The sequence below is a fragment of the Crossiella sp. S99.2 genome, assembly GCF_023094165.1.
Classification (GTDB): Bacteria; Actinomycetota; Actinomycetes; order Mycobacteriales; family Pseudonocardiaceae; genus Crossiella.
Map to the genome: position 1 here is coordinate 71,763 of NZ_JALMDK010000019.1, position 16,768 is coordinate 88,530.

The window sequence follows — 16,768 nt, forward strand, 5'->3', positions numbered from 1 at the left end:
TTGGGGGATGCGGGTTTCAGCGGGTGGTGGCGGGGCGGAGCAGCGCGCCGCGGGTCAGCGCCGGGTCGAGTTCGGCGCGCAGCCCGGCCAGTTCGACGGCGAGCACCCCGGTCTGTTCGGCTTCCCGGAACTCGAAGTCGCCGCCGTCGCCGACGAGCAGCCGGAGCACCGGCAGGTCGGCCGGACGCACCCCGAGCACCACCTTGGTCAGCGCGGTGGCCCCGTTGGCGTGCGCCACCGACGGCGGGTGCTGTGGCGGGTCGTAGGGGGTGACCAGGAACGGCGCCCGGTCGGCCCGCGGATAGGCGAAGCGGAACCTGGTCTGCTGTCCGTCCGGTTTGGTGCGGGTCCAGTTCACCACCCGGCCGCAGCCGGAACCGTTGGCACGCAACGCGTTACGCGTGTCGGTGAGCTGATCGTCGTCGACCAGCACGGCCACGTCGCAGAAGCCCTCGGGCTGGGTGGCCCAGCGCACCATCCGCCGCCCGGCGCCCCGCCCGAAGGCGACTTCCAGTGGCCAGCGCAGGAATTTCGCCCCCTTGGGCGCGGTCAGCAGTTCCAGCACCGGCCCCTCGCGGAACCAGACGTGCGCGTGCAGCGCCTTGTCCTCGGCGGTGGCGTAGTGCACCTCAAAACCGACCGACTGGTAGGCGGCGACCGCGCGCCGCAGATCATCGACCTTGATCAGCACATGGCTGCACCTGCTCATCGGGTTCCTCTCGCGTCCTCGGCGGCCACCGCGGCGAGCAGTTGTGCCACGGGCAGCACCGGCGGTTCCTCGGGGTGGATGGGTTGTGGCACACCGAGCCGGGCGGTCAGCGCGGACCAGGCGGTGGCCACCCCCAGCGCCCACTGCCCGGTGCGGGCCCGGCGCGCGGGTTCGTGGATGTCCTGCACCAGCCGGTGCAACGCGGTGCGCACCGCGTCCGGCCACAACTCGGCGAAGACCTGGTGGAAGGTGCCGGCCTCCGGACCGAGCACGGTGGTGCTGGGCGTGGCTAGCCGTTCGCTGCCAGGCCCGGCCATGATCAGCCGTCCGGTGTCGTCACGACCGGCGTGCAGACGGGGTTGCCACAGCACCGGTCCGTGCGTGTCGGCCAGGCTGAGCACCCCGGCGTCGCCGCCGACGGTGATCCGGTGGAAGAAGTGCGCGTGGTTGTCCGCGTCGGCCGGATGCAGCTGGTTCTGCACCCGCAGCGTCACCGGCAGCCCGCCGACGGTGGCGTGCAGCGTGCGGTAGGGCTGGCCGTCCGGTCCGGTGGCCGCGCCGAAGCTGAACGGCCGCACCGAGCCCGCGATCCGGGCCAGGATCTCGACCAGCGGGTAGGCGACCTGGTTGGCGCAGGCGGCGTCGACGAACCGCAGCGGACCGGACCGCCGCAGCACCTCGACCGCGGCCAGGAACCGGCGCACCGGCGCGAGATCCGGGTAGAGCGTGTTGACCGCGTAGGCCGCGCCACCGCGTCGTGCCGCGCGCAGGTTGTCCGCGATCTCCCCGGCGTGCACCGGGTGCTCCTGCAGCACGTGCGTGCCGCGACCCAGGAACGCCTGGGCCAGTTCGGATCCGGGCCCGCCGAGCAGTCCGGAGCGCACCACCACGCAGGCGAGGTCCACCTCGGGCACCTGCTCGACGGCGGTGTACAGCGGCACGTCGTGGCGGCTGGCGAGGTCGCGCGAGTACGCGCCGCCGGTGCTGAGCACCCCGGCGAGGACGAACGCGTCCGGGGCCGAGCGCACCGCGTCCAGGTAGATCCGCCCGAAGGCGGTTCCGGCGACCACGACCCGCACCGGTCGCGGCTGGGCTTCGTTCAACGTGCTTTCTCCGAGGTAGACGGCGGGTAGGGGGTCAAGTTAGGGTCCCCTTTTGAACACTGTTTTACATAGGCTAGGCTCGCCTAACTTCGCACCTCGCAGTCGTCGGCCCCTGGCAGGTTCGGGAGTTTGTCGGGCGACCAGCCAATCACCAGATCAGTCGCGCTCAATACAGTTGACAATGGCAATCATTGTCAATAGTTGGTGGCGTGCGTCACCGAACGGAAATCTGATGTTGTCCTTATGGGCAGACGTGCGGGGACTTTCGTCCTACGTCTGGGCGACGACGAGTAGCCGCCTCGGCGCGGTGGGCGAGAACTCACGGGTAATATCGCTTACCCGCCAACACTTCCCCGCTGTCCATTGTGGATAGTGGCATTTGGTCTAATGTGGATGGACCATTCGGACCGGGGTGGGTCAGCGGCGGTGCAGCAAGGCCACGGTGAACCCGGTGATCCGCTCCACCTCGGCGAGGGCGAACTGGGCCTGCACCGCGGCGGCCTTGTCCGGGCGGGCCGGGAACGCGACCAGTGCCGGGCTGCCCGCGAAGGGGTCCTGGCGTTCGCCGACGCCGATCACCCAGACCCGGTCCGCCCCGGCCAGCCGGGCGGCGTAGGCGGTGCTCTCGGTGCCGGCCAGGCTCGCGTTCGCGATCGGATCCCGGTCCAGGAAGACATCGCGCGGGCGGTCGGGGGTCCGCCAGTGGTAGTCCAGGGCGGTATCGGTGAACCAGAAATCCGGCCGGTTCGCGTACACGATCACGTCGCCCGCGCGGGCGTCCCGGCGCAGGCGGTCGGCGAGCTGGCGGTAGTCGGCGTACTGGCCGGGGCCTTCGGTGAACATGGCGTAGGGGTAGAAGGCCGCGTCGTGTGCGCCGGGGGAGCGGGCGGCCAGCTGGTCGGGCACGGTGCTCGCCGCGATGGCCGCCAGCGCGACGGCGAGCACGGCCTGTGGCCGCACCGCGGCGAGGGTGACGCCCGCGGCCACCACCAGCACCGGGAGCAGGAAGACCAGGTAGCGGGCGAAGAAGAAGGACGGTCCGGCCTGCGAGGCGGCCCACAGCACCAGGATCGGCACCCCGGCCACGGCGAGGATTCCGGCGGCCCGGCGGCGTTGCGGCAGCAGCAGGGCGGCCAGGGCGAGGGCGAGCACGATCCAGGCGGTGGTGGTGGAGCGGAACAGTTGCGGCCACATCATGCTGTCCGCGGGCGCGACCGCGGTGAAGCCGAACAGGTCGAGCAGGCCAGGCCGGGGGATCATGCCGACCGCGCCCTGCCCGCCGGAAAGGGACAGCACGGCCAGGGGTGCGGCGGGCAGTACGGCGAGCAGTGCGGTCAGGGCGAATCGCCACGGCCGCTGCCGCGCGGCCAGCACCAGCACCGCGTGCCCGGCCACGATGGCGAACGCGGTGAGCTGGGTGATGCCGACCGCGGCCAGGGCCACGCCGTAACCCGCCCAGTGTCGCCAGGACGGCTCGTCCAGGGCGCGCAGCAGCAGGTAGGTGGACAGCGCGATGAACAGCATGACGAAGGCGTAGGGCCGGGCTTCCTGGGCCATCCGGGTCACCATCGGCACCAGCGCGAACAGCAGTCCGGCGCACCACCCGGCCCGCGTGCCGAACCACCGGCCGGCCAGTGCGGCCACCACCGCCGCCGTGCCCGCGGCGGCCAGCAACGAGGGCAGGCGCAGGGCTACCTCGGAGTCGCCGAAGAGCGTCATCCAGTAGTGCAGGAACAGGTAATACGGCAGGTAGAAGGCGTCCGCGTTGGCGGTCATGGCGAGCAGTTCGGTCACCGTGCGGCGGGCCGCGCTCCAGCTGGCGAGTTCGTCCCGCCACAGCTGCGTCCCGCCGAGGCCGATCGCGCCAAGCAGCAGGGTGGTGAGGGCGGCGGCCAGCGCCGGAAGTCGTCGCGACCAGGGTGCGAGGTGTGGCGGGGCAAGGGTTTCCGCCAGAACCGGCGCGCGAGACGTCACGTAGTCGATCTTAGGAGCGGCGGCAGGTGGAACCCGATCGTCCTCACGATCGGGCGGTCGGGTCTGCACGTCCGGACGTTTGACGGGTTGTGCGGTTCTGTTTCAGGCTGTGTGATCGTGGGTGGTTTTGTTCTGGTTTTCGACGTGGAACAAGGAGGTTCCGGTGGGTCGAGGCTGGCGGAGAACACTGCTGACCACATTCGTGGCGGGGGCGCTGACAGCGGGGGGCCTGGTTGTGCTCGGCGGGCCACCGGCGGTGGCGGCGGAGAACGGGCTCTCCCGGACTCCGGCGATGGGGTTCAACAACTGGAACTCCACGCACTGCCGGGCCGAGTTCAACGAGGACATGGTCAAGGGCATCGCCGACATCTTCGTCAGCCGCGGCCTCAAGGACGTGGGCTACCAGTACGTCAACATCGACGACTGCTGGGCCGAGCCGCAGCGCGGCGCTGACGGCAACCTGGTGCCGCATCGCACCCGCTTCCCCAACGGCATCAAGGCCGTGGCCGACTACGTGCACGCCAAGGGCCTCAAGTTCGGCATCTACACCAGCGCGGGCACCAAAACCTGTGATGTGCAAGGCTTCCCGGGCGGTATCGGGCACGAGGAACAGGACGCCCGGCTGTTCGCTTCCTGGGGCGTGGATTACCTGAAGTACGACAACTGCGGCGACCATCTCGGCCAGAGCGCGCAGCAGCGCTACACGAAGATGCGGGACGCGCTCGCGGCCACTGGCCGGCCGATCCTGTTCTCCTTGTGCGAGTGGGGGCAGAGCCAGCCGTGGCGGTGGGCCCAGCCGGTGGGCAACAGCTGGCGCACCACCGGGGACATCAGTGACAACTGGGGCAGCATGCTCGGCATCTTCAAGCAGAACGTCGGCCTGGCAGCGAACGCGCAGCGCGGCGGCTGGAATGACCCGGACATGCTGGAGGTCGGCAACGGCGGCATGACCGAGGTCGAGTACCGCAGCCACTTCTCGTTGTGGGCCATGATGAACGCGCCGCTGCTGATCGGCGCGGACCTGCGCAAGGTGGGCCAGTCCACCTTCGACATCCTGACCAACCGGGAGATCATCGCGCTGGATCAGGACGGTCTTGGCGTGCAGGCCACCGAGATCAGCGCCGACGGCGGGCGGCACGTGCTGACCAAGCCGCTGGACAACGGCGATGTGGCGGTGGCGCTGTTCAACGAGACCGGCGGCACCCAGACCATCAGCACCACCGCGAGCGCGGCGAACCTGGGCAATGCCAACAGTTTCCGCCTGCGTGACCTGTGGACCGGTCAGGAACGCGACACCACCGGCGCGATCAGCGCCTCGGTTCCGGCACACGCCACCGTCGTGTACCGGGTCAGCCGCCAGGGCAACTTCGTCACCCCGCCCGCCGGGGTCAGCCAGCTCTCCGAGCTCGCCCCGTCGCTGGCCGCGAATGCCTGGGGCCCGGTGGAGAAGGACCGCAGCAACGGCGAACGCGGTTCGGGCGACGGCACAGCGCTGACCATCGGCGGCACCCGGTACGCCAAGGGCATCGGTGTGCACGCGCGCAGCGAGGTCCGCTACCACCTTGGCGGGCGTTGCACCCGGTTGAGCGCCACGGTGGGTGTGGACGACGAGTCCGGTGATCGGGGTTCGGTGAGCATGGAAATCTGGGGGCCTGGCAGGCAATTGGCGAGTAGCGGGGTGCTGCGCGGCACCGACGGCGCGCGGACGTTGACCGCGGATGTCACCGGCCTGCAGTACGTGCACCTGGCCGTGCTGCCGACCGATGACGGCGTCGACTACGACCATGCGGACTGGGCCGAGGCCACCATCACCTGTACCTGATCCGGTTGCCGCGGCGGGTCAGCCCGCCGCGGCAACTCCTACCAGGGCCGCGATCTGCCCGACCACCTCGGCCCCGCGGCGCTCGAACTCGGCATCGGTCAACGCGCCACTCGCGGGCGTCCGGACGCCCGGCACGTGCAGGTGCCCACCCGGAACCCCTTGCGCGCCAAGCCCGATCCGCACCCGGTTCGCCCGGTACATGCTCTCGTTGGACAGGAAGTTCCCGCCACTGCCCATTTCCGCCGCCACTCCCGGCGGTGGTGTGCCGTCCGCGCGGCACTCCGAGTTCCCGACGCCCGGCTGTCCCGGCCAGTAACAGAACCACTGGTTCAGCGACACCGGATCGGGCCCGGTAGCCGCCGAGATCATCCGCGCATGTGGCAGTGAAGTCTCCACAAAGGACAGTCCAGGCTGCGGAAATCCTTGCGCCGCGGGCACTAGTCCACTCCGGCCCACCTCGTTGTTGTCCGGCTGCCCACCTCGCCAGCCCGCCGCCCAGCGCTCGACGGTGAACCCGGCGCCCTGGCTGATCGTCATGATCAGTGTCGGCGCGCGATCGGTCCGCCGGAACGCGGTCCCGAACGTCTCTTCGACCACGCCGTCGGTGAAGGCGTCCCACAGCACCGGCAGCACCACCGCCTCCGCCACCGCGGGTCCCTGGTCGGTGTGCACCACCGTGCCGTCGAGTCGCAACGCCGCCGCACCAGCCGGATTCCCACCGCGCAGGTCCGTGTCGCCAAAACCGAAGGGATCAAACCCGCTGACCAGCACCCGCCGCGCCACCCCTGCGGGCAGGTCCACCGACCGGACACCCCGGGCCGCCCGATCGAACTCCCGCAGCAGCGCGGCCCGATCGCCGCCGACCCCGGGCCGCCACTGCCGCAGCAGCGAACTCATCCGCAACCGGGCCCAGTACAACGGACGATCATCCGCCACGCCCAGCGTGCCCATCCCGGGCCGTTTCCCTTGCGCCCGTTCGACCGCCCCGCGCCACAACTCCGCCCCGGCCGCCGCGGCAACACCCCGGACACCGTTGGCACCCACCGAACACAGCCGCGCCCGGAACTTCGCGACCATCCCGTCGAACCCGCCAGCCGCGACGAGTTGATCACCGGTTCCGTTGCCCAGCCGGGATTCCTCGATGGTCACCGGGACCGAGGGGTCGAAACATCCCTGGGCCCCGGCCTCGCCGGCCGACCCGACCGGCAGGACCAACGCCGCCAGCGCGGCCACCCACACAGCTCTGACCATGCCGCGATTCTGGCCACCACTTGTCAGGAACTCGTGAGGAACCTGTGGCCCCCAGAACAGCGCGCGCCGACTCACTCCCCGGCGATGCGCCGACGCCGCCGCAGATACAGGTAAACCAGCGTCAGCCCCAGCACAAACGGGACCCCGGCCTGCCACACCGTGGCGAACTGCTCGGTGAACGCGGTTCCCACCGTCACCGCCGCGACGAACAGCATCCCGCCGATCGTGGTGTACGGGGCCCCGGCCAACCGGATCGGCGCGGGCGCATCCCGGTGCTCGCGGCGGAAAGCGAGATGGCTGGCGAAGATCAGGAACCAGGTGCCGAGTGCGCTGAACAGGGCCAGGCCGACCAGGAACGGGAAGGCGGTATCGGGGGAGAGCACCGAGATCAGCGCGGCCAGGGCCAGGCCGATCGCGGACAGGCCCAGTGCGCGCCGGGGTGCGCCGTTGCGGCTGACCACGGCCAGGGCGGCCGGCGCGTAGCCGTCCCTGGCCAGCGAGTAGGTCATCCGGGCGGTGACGTACAGGTTGGTGTTCATCGCCGAGAGCACCGCGGTCAGCACCACGAAGTTCATCACGGTCGCCGCCGCGGGCAGGCCGGCCAGGCCGAAGACCCGGACGAACGGGCTTTCGGTGATCGTGCTGCCCGCGGCGACCTGCTGCCACGGCACGATGGTGACCACCACCAGCATCGCCAGCACGTAGAACAGCGCCAGCCGGAGCACGGTGCGGCGGGCGGCGCGCGGGATGTCCCGGCCGGGGTCGCGGGATTCCGCGGCGGTCACCGCGATGGCCTCGGTGCCCAGGAAGGAGAAGGTGACCACGGTCAGCGACAGGAAGATCGCGCCGACGCCGTTGGGGGCGAAGCCGCCGTGCTCGGTCAGCGCGCCGAGACCGGTCGGTTGGCCGCCGGGCAGGCCGAAGAAGATGGCGGTCAGGCCGATCGCGATGAACGCGACAATGGTGACCACCTTGATCATCGCGAACCAGTACTCGGCCCTGCCGAACAAGCGCACCGAGGCGGCGTTGACCAGCAGCATTGTCGCGGAGAAGCCGATCACCGGTAGCCACAGCGGCAGTTCCGGATACCAGAAGCGCAGGTAGAGCCCGGCGGCGACGGCCTCGCTGCCGATGTTGGTGACCTGCGAGGCCCAGTACAGCCAGCGCTGCACGAACCCGGCTCCGTGCCCGAGGTAACGCTGGGAGATGCTGCCGAAACCGCCCGCCTCGGGGTGCCGGACCACCATCTCGGCCAGTGCGTAGGCCAGGGTGAGCGTCACCAAGGCGGCGAGCACATAGGCGATGATCACCGCGGGACCGGCGATCGAGACGGCCAGGCCGGAGCCGAGGAACAGGCCGGTGCCGATCGCGCCGCCGATCGCGATCATGCCGATCTGTCTGCTGCTCAGCTCACGCCGGAGTTCTGGTGCTGGTGTGGCCACGTTGTCCGCACTCCTCATCGAGTTGGCTGCCGCTCATCGTGGGCAGCCGCCTGGACCGGTTCCAGGTCCAGCGGACGGCCGGGGATCCGGACCAAACCCGATCGGTTGGTCCGGATAGGAGCCGGGGGAATGGTCCTGGTGAACGGACCACGACAGCGCCCAGACTGCCGATGAGCAGAGGAGGGCCACGTGAGCCGGCAGGTCTCGACAGCGAGTGCGATCACCGATCTGGACCGCTGGACCAGGGGAGAGTTCACCCAGCTCAACACCGAGCTGGAGGAGATCTACTTCGCCGAGCGGGCACTCATCCTGGCCGACCGGGCGGAGGTGGCCGAACTGGGCCGGACCCTGGTGCGCGACGGCGGCGAGCTGATCGGCAGGGTGGCCCGCGGCCGGGACCTGCCGCGCGACCCGGAAGCCCGCTACGAGCTGCTCGGCATGGTCGGCTTCTACCTCGGCGCCTGCCGCCGGCACGAGCTGACGCCCGACCAGGACCAGATCGCCCCGCTGGCCCAGGCATTGGCCGCCTCCCTCGGCGTCGCGCCCCGGTTCTCCTCCGCACACCAGCACATCCACAACCGGGCGGTGGCCGGCGCGTTCAACAGCTTCACCACCCTGGACAGCGAACGGATCTTCCTGACCTACAACGGGCTGGCCGTGATGGCCTACCGCCGCGCCGCGCACGCCCTGCTGAGCGTGCCCGCTCTCGGCGTGTCCAACCCCCTGGCCACCTACCACCTCGCCGACGCGGTGGCCGCGCTGCGCGATGTGCTGGGCTACAGCCAGACACTGGCGGCCGAACTCGACCGGGACCGGTTCTTCTACAACATCCGGCCCTACTTCAAGAGCTACCGGGTCGGCGCACAGGAATTCCGCGGCGCCAACGCCGGCGATTTCGCCGCGATCAACGCCGTCGACGTCCTGCTGGGCCTGTGCTCACCGCACGATCCCTTCTACCAGTGGGTGACCGCCGACAAATACCCGTTCGTGGCCCCCGGCGACCAGGCGTTGCTGCGTTCGCTGGCCACCACCGGGTCCCTGCTGGACCTGGTCGCGCGCGAACTCGCCGCCGGGCCGGCGTCGCCGCCGTTGCGGGAGAACGCCGAACTGCTGCTGGCCGCCTGCCGCGGGCACGGCGCGGCCACCGTGTTCCACCACCACCAGCTGGTGGTCCCGTTCCTGCAGGAGCCCGCCGCGCACGCCCCGCCGGAACGCCAGTCCGACCTGACCGCCAGTGGTCCGCCACTGGCCGCGGTGCTGGACACGCTGGCCCGGTTACGGGACCTGCGCGCGGCCAGGGAACGCCCCGATCTGGTGACCGCCCGCCCGCTGCTCGACCGGGTCCGGGCCCTGTTGGATCAGATCGGCGAGCCGACCGCGGCCGCGGCGGGCACAGTGGCAACGCACGACGGTGTGGTGAGGAGCGGACATGGCAGCACGACCGTCCGGTCTGGGCACTGACTTCCTCCAGCTGCGGCCGGAGACCGCGCCCGCCAAAGGCCTTACCGACTGGTTGGTAGGGGCGCTGAGATCGGCCATCGGCGACGGCAGGCTCAGCGGCGGCGCGCTGCTGCCACCGACCAGGGCACTGGCCGACGACCTGGACGTCTCCCGCGGCGTGGTGGTCGAGGCATACCGCCGACTCGCGGAAGAAGGCCTGGTCAGCGCGCGCACCAGCCACGGCACCGTGGTCACCGCCGCGGTCCGGCCGGGCCCCTGCCGGGCCGACCCGCCGCAGCGCAGCGGCCCCGGCCGGTTCCTGCCGGAACTGCCCGGCGCCCGGGACCACCGGATCGACCTCGACCTCGCACCCGGCACCCCCGACCTGTCCGCCTTCCCGCGCGCGGCCTGGCTGCGGGCCGAACGGGCGGTGCTCAACCAGGTCAGCCCGTCCGCCCTGGCCTACGGCGACCCGCGCGGCTCGATCGAACTGCGCACCCAGCTGGCCGGCTGGCTCGGCCGGGTGCGCGGCGTGCGCGCCCACCCCGAGGACATCCTCATCGTCGGCGGCGTGGCCCAGGCCGTCGCCCTGCTCAGCCACGTGCTGCGCGGTCGCGGCGTGACCCGCTTCGCCGTGGAGGACCCCGGCTCGCGCGGCGCCCGCGAGGGCCTGACCTACAGCGGCATGACCCCGGTGCCGGTGCCGGTGGACGCCGACGGCCTGCGGGTGGACGCGCTGACCGCCACCGGCGAGCGGACCGTGCTGGTCACCCCAGCGCACCAGTTCCCGACCGGGGTGGTGCTCGCCCCGGACCGCCGTGGCGCGCTGCTGGACTGGGCGCGGCAGGGCGGACTGATCATCGAGGACGACTACGACGCGGAGTACCGCTACGACCGGGCCCCGGTGCCCGCCCTGCAGTCCGCCGCGCCCGAACACGTCGCGCACACCGGCAGCATCTCCAAGACGATGGCCCCCGGTATGCGGATCGGCTGGCTGATCGCGCCCCGGGAGCTGCAGAACGAACTGGTGCTGGCCAAGTACGCCAACGACCTCGGCTCACCGGTGCTGCCCCAGCTGGTGCTCGCCGACCTGCTCGGCAGCGGCGAGCTGGACCGGCACATCCGGGTCACCCGGCTGCGCTACCGCGCCCGGCGGGACGCCTTCACACAGACCCTGCGCCGCGCCTGGCCCGCCGCCAGGGTGCACGGCGTGGCCGCCGGCCTGCACGTGCTGATCGACTTCCCGGAAAGCTGCCCGAAGCTGGACGACGTCGCCCTGGCCACCCGGCTCGCCGAGGCCGGCGTGCTCACCCATCCGCTGTCCTGGCACCGGGTCCGGCCGGGACCGCCGGGACTGCTGGTCGGCTATGCCGCCAACTCTCCGGACCGCCTGCGCGAGGCCGCCCGGCGCATCGCTGACCTCCTGCGGCCCTGAATCCCTTTCCCACCCGGCAGATCCAGAGGAATCCGAGATGCCTGCTGCCCGCAGCACGGACGTGCACACCCACCTGGCACCCCAGCTGACCCATCCCGTCGGCGGCGTGACGCATGATCACGACGGCCGCCTGCTGGTCGACGGCCAGCGCGTCGAGGCCGCCGGGCTCTACGACCCGGACCGGCTGCGGCGGCGGCTGGCGGCGAACGGGGTGCACCGGGCCTGGGTGTCGGCGCCGCCACCGCTGTACCGCCAGGGCCTGGACCTTGCGCGCACCCGGGCGTGGGTGCGGGCGCTCGACGACGGCCTGCGTGCCCGCCTGCACGGCACGGAGATCCTGGATCGCCTGACCTACCTGCCATTCGACCAGCCCGGGATCGCCCTCGAACTCCTCGAACAGACCGACGACTCGGTCGGCTGGACCGCTGCCGCGGGCGGTGACTCGCTCGCCCTGGACGATCCGGCGCTGAGTCCGATGTGGACAGTCCTGGCGGAACGGCGGAAACCCCTGCTGTTGCACCCCGGCGAGTCACCGGACCAGCGACTGGCGCCGCACTACCTGGCCAACCTGCTGGGCAACCCGGTGGAAACCGGCATCGCGGCAGCCCAGCTGGTGTTCGGCGGCGTGCTCACCCGGCACCCGGAGCTGCGGATCGTGCTGGCGCACTGCGGCGGCGTGCTGCCCGCGCTGATCGGGCGCTGGTCGCGCGGCGTGGCCACCCGGCGACCCGGCATCGCCGCGGACACCGCCGACCCCGCCGTCACCGTGCGCCGGTTGTGGACTGACTGTCTGGGGCATTCCACCGCATTCCTCGACCTGGCCAGGATGACCTTCGGCGAGGACCACCTGCTGCTCGGCAGCGACTACCCGTTCCCGATGGGCCTGGACGACCCGTTCGAGGCACTGGCCCACCTCACAGTCGAAGCGCGCCAACGGATCGGTGGCAACGCCGAGGCATTGCTGGCCAAGGCGGTCACGCCATGACCACGATCCAGACCGGCGTGCTGACCGCGGCCACCGCCCGGATCTTCACCGCCGCCGGCATCTGCGCGGTCGCCGCGCACCAGGTCGCCGAAGCACTGGTCGAGGCCGACGCCCGCGGCATCTCCTCGCACGGCGTGCTGCTGGTGCCGATGTACGTCGACCGGCTGCTGGCCGGTTCGGTCGGCAACCACACCGAGGCGGACCTGGTACTGGACGCGGGCGCGGTCGCCGTGCTCGACGCCGGGCACGCCCTCGGCATCCTGACCGCCGACCAGGCCATGCGCCTCGCGGTGACCAAGGCGGCGGCACTGGGCATCGGCGTGGTCAGCGTGCGCCGCGCCTTCCACTTCGGCGGCGCGTTCCGCTACGTCCAGGCCGCCATGGCCGCCGGGCAGATCGGCATCGCCGCGGCCAACACCCGGCCGCTGATGCCCGCGCCCGGCGGGGCCAGCGCGGTCCTCGGCAACAACCCGATCGCGATCGGCGTGCCCGGCCCGGACCCCGTCCTGGTCGACATGGCCCTCTCCGAAGCCGCCCTCGGCAAGATCAGACTCGCCGAGTCCGAGGGCCGGGCGATCCCGCCAACCTGGGCCACCGACCGCGACGGCCTGCCCACCACCGACCCGGTCGCCGCCCTCGCCGGACTGCTGCTGCCTGCTGGGGGACCCAAGGGCTACGGCCTGGCCCTCGTGATCGACGTGCTCACCGGGGTGCTCAGCGGCGGCTCGTTCGGAGCTGGCGTCAAGGGGCTCTACGCCGACCCCGCGGTGCCAAACGATTGCGCACACCTGTTCCTGGCCCTGGACCCGGAGGCGTTCGGGGCCGCGGACCTGCCGGAGCGGACCGCGCGGCTGGCCAGGGAGGTCCGGGATTCCCGGCTCGCACCCGGCGTCGACCGGGTGCTGCTGCCCGGCGAACGCGAGGCCGCCGCGGCCCGGATCGCGCACCGGGACGGAGTGCGGGTGCCGGAATCGGTGCTGACCGCACTCGCGGACACCGCACGACGGGTCGGGGCCCAGCTGCCCGCGGAACTCAATGGCGACAACGGAAAGGGCCAGCGATGAAACCCACCTTCGACGCCACCGGCGAGGTCCTGGTGGTCACCGGTGGCGCCCGCGGCATCGGCGCCGCGGTGGCCAGGGCCTACACCGGCGCGGGCGGCACCGCCGTGGTGCTCGACCTCCTCGAACCCGAACAATCCGGACCCGGACTGCACCACCTCACCGTGGACGTGACCGACCGGGCCGAGGTGATCGACGCGATGTCCTTGGTACAGCGTGAGTTCGGCCGGATCGACGGCCTGATCGCGGGCGCCGCGGTACAGCCAAGGGCCGATGTGGTGGACACCCCGGAAGCCCTGTGGCGGCAGGCGATCGAGGTCAACCTGAACGGGGTGGTCTGGTCCTGCCAGGCGGTCCTGCCCGCCATGCTGGCCGCCGGGCGCGGATCGATCGTGTTGTTCGCCTCCGGCCTGGCCACCTTCGGCCGCGCCCAGGCCGCCGCCTACGCCGCGACCAAGGGCGCGATGATCCCGTTCGCCAAATCACTGGCCGCCGAGGTGGCGCACCGCCGGGTCCGGGTCAACGTGATCTTCCCCGGCGTCATCGACACCCCGCAGTTCCAGGCCGCCAACCCGACCGGCCCCGAACGCGAGCACTGGGCGCGCACCACCGGCATCGGCGAGCCCGAGGACGTGGTCGGTCCACTGCTGTTCCTGCTCTCCGAGGCGGCCACCATGTCCGGCTCGGTGCTCACCAGGGACCGCGCGTTCGCCGGGACCGCGCGGTGAGCGCGGAACGCGCGCCGGTCGTGGTCGTCGGCGGCGGTCCGATCGGCCTGATCACCGCGCTGGGCCTGGTGTCCTACGGCGTGCCGGTTGTGGTGCTGGAAGCCGGATCCGGGCTGTCCACCGACACCAAAGCAGGCACGATCCTCACCCGGACCCTGGAGGTGCTGGACCGCTACGGCGCACTTGGCCCGGTGCTGGAGGCGAGCCTGCGCATCGACGAGGTCGGCGAACTCGACCGCGCCACCGGCCAGTCCACCGGCAGCGTGCTGACCGCCGCGCTGGCCGCGGAAACCCGGTTCCCGTTCCTGCTCAACATTCCCCAGCACGAACTGGAACCGGTGCTCGCCGAGGTCCTCGAACACCGCGCCCCCGGCACCCTGCGATTCCAGCACCGCTTGGCGGATTTCGAGCAGGACGAGCACGGCCTCACCCTGCGAGTGTCCACTTCGGACGGTCCGATCACGATGGCCGCCAGTCACCTGCTCGCCTGCGACGGCGGCCGATCGACCGTGCGCGAACGGCTCGGCATCGAGGTCAGCGGGCACACCCTGGACCAGCGCTACATGCTGGTCGACCTAGTCTGCGACCTCGACATCGGCAACCCGCGCGACTACCCGTACCTGGCCTACTTCGGCGACCGCACCGAGTGGATGATCCTGGTGCGCCAGCCGCACTGCTGGCGATTCCTGTTCCCGCTCGCCGCCGGCGCACCCGAACCGAGCACCGAAGCGTTGCGGGACAAGGCACACCGCTTCATCGGCGAGGTCGACGAACTCACCGTGCGCGGCAGCAACATCTACACCTTGCACCACCGGGTGGCCGCCTCCTGGCAAGCCGGCCGGGCCTTCCTGCTGGGCGACGCCGCGCACCTGATCACCCCGATGTGGGCGCTGGGCCTCAACACCGGCGTGCTGGATGCCTCGAACCTGCCCTGGCGGCTGGCCTGGGTGCACCGCGGCTGGGCCAGTCCGGACCTGCTGCGTGGCTACGAGGCCGAGCAATCCCCGGTGGCCGTGCATGGATCCGGCGAGATGGCCGAGGCGGCCCGCGCGATCATGGACCGGCGCCTGGACCCGGCCACCGGCGCGGGCGGCTGGGGCGAGGCGATGACCCGCACCCTGCTCGGCGTGCGCCTGGACATCGACCACACCGGCGACTGGTCAATGGCCCGCGGCAGCAGCACGCCCACCCCGATCCGGGTCGGCGAACGAGTCCCGGACCTGCGGGTCTTCGCCGGGCGCGGACCGGTCACCCTGCACCAGCTGTGCCGGGACAGCTTCCTCGCCGTGCACCTCACCGACGCCCGTCGCCGCCCACCGATCGCCGCTGACAACCCGCCCGGTCTGCGGCAGGCACTGATCAGCCGCTGGGACGCGCCGCACGACTCCGGCCTGCGCGACCGGGCCTACTTCGACCCCGGCGACACCGTGCGCACCCGGTTCGGCCTGGACGGCGACGTGGTGGTGCTGCTGCGCCCCGACGGGCACATCGCCGCCATCGAACCCTGGACCGCCAACGCCACGCACACCATCCAGCAGCGATACCTGGCCCTCGTCGGACTGGCCGACCACCGGCCGACGGAGGTGACCCCGTGCGCGGCGACCTCGTGATCTCACCCGCGGGGGAGCCGATCGTGCTCGCCGACATCGGCCTGACGCAACTGCACGAGGACCCGCGGATCCGGGTGTGGGACGTCTCCCTCGAACCAGGCGCCTGCCATCCCTGGCACCTGCACCACAACCCTTACGTGGTAATGAGTCTGGCCGGTTCGAACGGCCGGATGGACTGGCTGGACGGCACCGAACCCCGGTTCATCTTCGAGTACCGCGGCGGTGCGGTGTACCGGCCCGTCTCACCAGTGCACCGCCTGACCAACATCGGCGATTCCTGCTACCGCAACCGGCTCATCGAGTTGAAGGATCTCGGCGAACACCTCCGCGAACCTCTGGACATCGGGCCGGGCGCGCGCAGCAGCCTGGGCGTGCCGCCGGGCGAGCCGTTGCCGGACGGCCGGATCCCGGTGCTGCGGCACGAACACGTGTCGGTGTGGACGGTCACCGTGCATCCGGGCGAGACCCGCGAACTCGACCTCAGCCCGGGGCCGCACCTGCTCGCCGCGATCGAGGTCGACGAGCACGACCCGGCAGGCGGCGTGCGACCGCACCCCGGCGGCCCGCTCACCCTGGCCGGCGCCGGAACCTGGTTCGTCGTCGAACTCAGCTACCTGAACCACCTCAACACCATTCTGGAAGGACACCGCGGATGAGCGAGCCCTACCCCGCCGACGCGCCCCTGCGCCCACCACCGCCCTGCCCCACGGATCTCGATGTCCGGGAATGGGCGGACAATCTCTCCGCACCCGCCCGCTACGGCGGCGAATCAGCCGACCGGGCCCGCGAACGAACGGCCGTCGACGCCGACGGCGAAGCCGCGCACCGGTTCCGCGAGATCCTCCTGGAAACCCACAACCTGTCCTGGGCAGCGAAAACCCTGGCCGGTCTCACGCACAAAGCGTTGTGGCGCAACGAGGACACCGGAGCGTCCATCTCGCTGGTGAAGTTCGAGCAGGGCGCGGGCATCCCGTCCCGGCACTCGCACGCCTCGAACCAGTTCATGTTCTGCCTGTCCGGCCGCTACACCTACCTGCCCACCGGGATCACTCTCACCGAAGGCTCCTTCTACTGGAACCCCAAGGGAAGCCGGCACGGCCCGACCCTGGCCGAGGAGACCTCGATTTTGCTGGAGGTCTACGACGGTCCGCACTATCCCACCCAGCCCGACTGGTACAGCTCGCCCACCGACGCGCGCTGAGCACTCC

General features: G+C 71.4%; 14 protein-coding genes. 9 read left to right on the top strand and 5 right to left on the bottom strand.

Annotated features, from left to right (window positions below; translation table 11 throughout):
* Positions 1 to 16: 16 nt before the first annotated feature.
* The 3 genes from MZC64_RS43115 to MZC64_RS43125 all read right to left on the bottom strand — a co-directional run bounded on the left by MZC64_RS43115 (position 17) and on the right by MZC64_RS43125 (position 3,786).
* Positions 17 to 709, bottom strand: a complete 693-nt coding sequence (locus MZC64_RS43115) for a VOC family protein (protein ID WP_247765347.1) — start codon at positions 707 to 709, stop codon at positions 17 to 19.
* Entirely contained in the window at positions 706 to 1,812 is a 1,107-nt protein-coding gene (locus MZC64_RS43120) for a Gfo/Idh/MocA family oxidoreductase (RefSeq protein ID WP_247765346.1), read from the bottom strand. The genes MZC64_RS43115 and MZC64_RS43120 overlap by 4 nt, the downstream gene beginning before the upstream one ends.
* 417 nt (positions 1,813 to 2,229) lie before the next feature.
* Complete coding sequence (locus tag MZC64_RS43125; RefSeq protein ID WP_247765345.1) at positions 2,230 to 3,786, bottom strand: glycosyltransferase family 39 protein; 1,557 nt, start codon at positions 3,784 to 3,786, stop codon at positions 2,230 to 2,232.
* Between the two features lie 292 nt (positions 3,787 to 4,078).
* Between MZC64_RS43125 and MZC64_RS43130 the strand changes: the two genes are divergently transcribed.
* Positions 4,079 to 5,608, top strand: coding sequence for an NPCBM/NEW2 domain-containing protein (locus MZC64_RS43130; RefSeq protein WP_247765397.1), 1,530 nt, complete (start codon positions 4,079 to 4,081; stop codon positions 5,606 to 5,608).
* Positions 5,609 to 5,626: 18 nt separating this feature from the next.
* Here the strand turns inward: MZC64_RS43130 and MZC64_RS43135 are convergent, their stop codons facing one another.
* On the bottom strand, positions 5,627 to 6,859 hold the full coding sequence (locus MZC64_RS43135; RefSeq protein ID WP_247765344.1) for a hypothetical protein: 1,233 nt from the start codon (positions 6,857 to 6,859) through the stop codon (positions 5,627 to 5,629).
* Positions 6,860 to 6,930: 71 nt separating this feature from the next.
* Positions 6,931 to 8,301: an amino acid permease gene (locus MZC64_RS43140; RefSeq protein ID WP_308301135.1), complete on the bottom strand. Its 1,371-nt coding sequence runs from the start codon at positions 8,299 to 8,301 to the stop codon at positions 6,931 to 6,933.
* Between the two features lie 189 nt (positions 8,302 to 8,490).
* Between MZC64_RS43140 and MZC64_RS43145 the strand changes: the two genes are divergently transcribed.
* From MZC64_RS43145 to MZC64_RS43180, 8 genes are read left to right on the top strand one after another with little or no spacing between them, the layout of a single operon-like run.
* On the top strand, positions 8,491 to 9,762 hold the full coding sequence (locus MZC64_RS43145; RefSeq protein WP_247765343.1) for a monodechloroaminopyrrolnitrin synthase PrnB family protein: 1,272 nt from the start codon (positions 8,491 to 8,493) through the stop codon (positions 9,760 to 9,762).
* Entirely contained in the window at positions 9,731 to 11,176 is a 1,446-nt protein-coding gene (locus MZC64_RS43150; RefSeq protein ID WP_247765342.1) for a PLP-dependent aminotransferase family protein, read from the top strand. The genes MZC64_RS43145 and MZC64_RS43150 overlap by 32 nt, the downstream gene beginning before the upstream one ends.
* Positions 11,177 to 11,213: 37 nt before the next feature.
* Positions 11,214 to 12,161 (top strand): amidohydrolase family protein, encoded by a 948-nt coding sequence (locus tag MZC64_RS43155; RefSeq protein WP_247765341.1) that lies wholly within the window; start codon positions 11,214 to 11,216, stop codon positions 12,159 to 12,161.
* The gene (locus MZC64_RS43160; protein ID WP_247765340.1) at positions 12,158 to 13,225 is read left to right on the top strand and encodes an Ldh family oxidoreductase; all 1,068 of its coding nucleotides are present in this window, start codon (positions 12,158 to 12,160) and stop codon (positions 13,223 to 13,225) included. The genes MZC64_RS43155 and MZC64_RS43160 overlap by 4 nt, the downstream gene beginning before the upstream one ends.
* Positions 13,222 to 13,950, top strand: a complete 729-nt coding sequence (locus MZC64_RS43165; protein ID WP_247765339.1) for an SDR family NAD(P)-dependent oxidoreductase — start codon at positions 13,222 to 13,224, stop codon at positions 13,948 to 13,950. Before MZC64_RS43160 ends, MZC64_RS43165 begins: the two co-directional genes overlap by 4 nt.
* Complete coding sequence (locus MZC64_RS43170) at positions 13,947 to 15,560, top strand: FAD-dependent monooxygenase (protein WP_247765338.1); 1,614 nt, start codon at positions 13,947 to 13,949, stop codon at positions 15,558 to 15,560. Before MZC64_RS43165 ends, MZC64_RS43170 begins: the two co-directional genes overlap by 4 nt.
* Positions 15,542 to 16,216 carry a hypothetical protein gene (locus MZC64_RS43175; protein ID WP_247797785.1) on the top strand — a complete coding sequence of 225 codons (675 nt, stop codon included), beginning with the start codon at positions 15,542 to 15,544 and terminating at the stop codon, positions 16,214 to 16,216. Before MZC64_RS43170 ends, MZC64_RS43175 begins: the two co-directional genes overlap by 19 nt.
* Positions 16,213 to 16,761, top strand: a complete 549-nt coding sequence (locus tag MZC64_RS43180; protein ID WP_247765336.1) for a cupin domain-containing protein — start codon at positions 16,213 to 16,215, stop codon at positions 16,759 to 16,761. Before MZC64_RS43175 ends, MZC64_RS43180 begins: the two co-directional genes overlap by 4 nt.
* Positions 16,762 to 16,768: the final 7 nt, after the last annotated feature.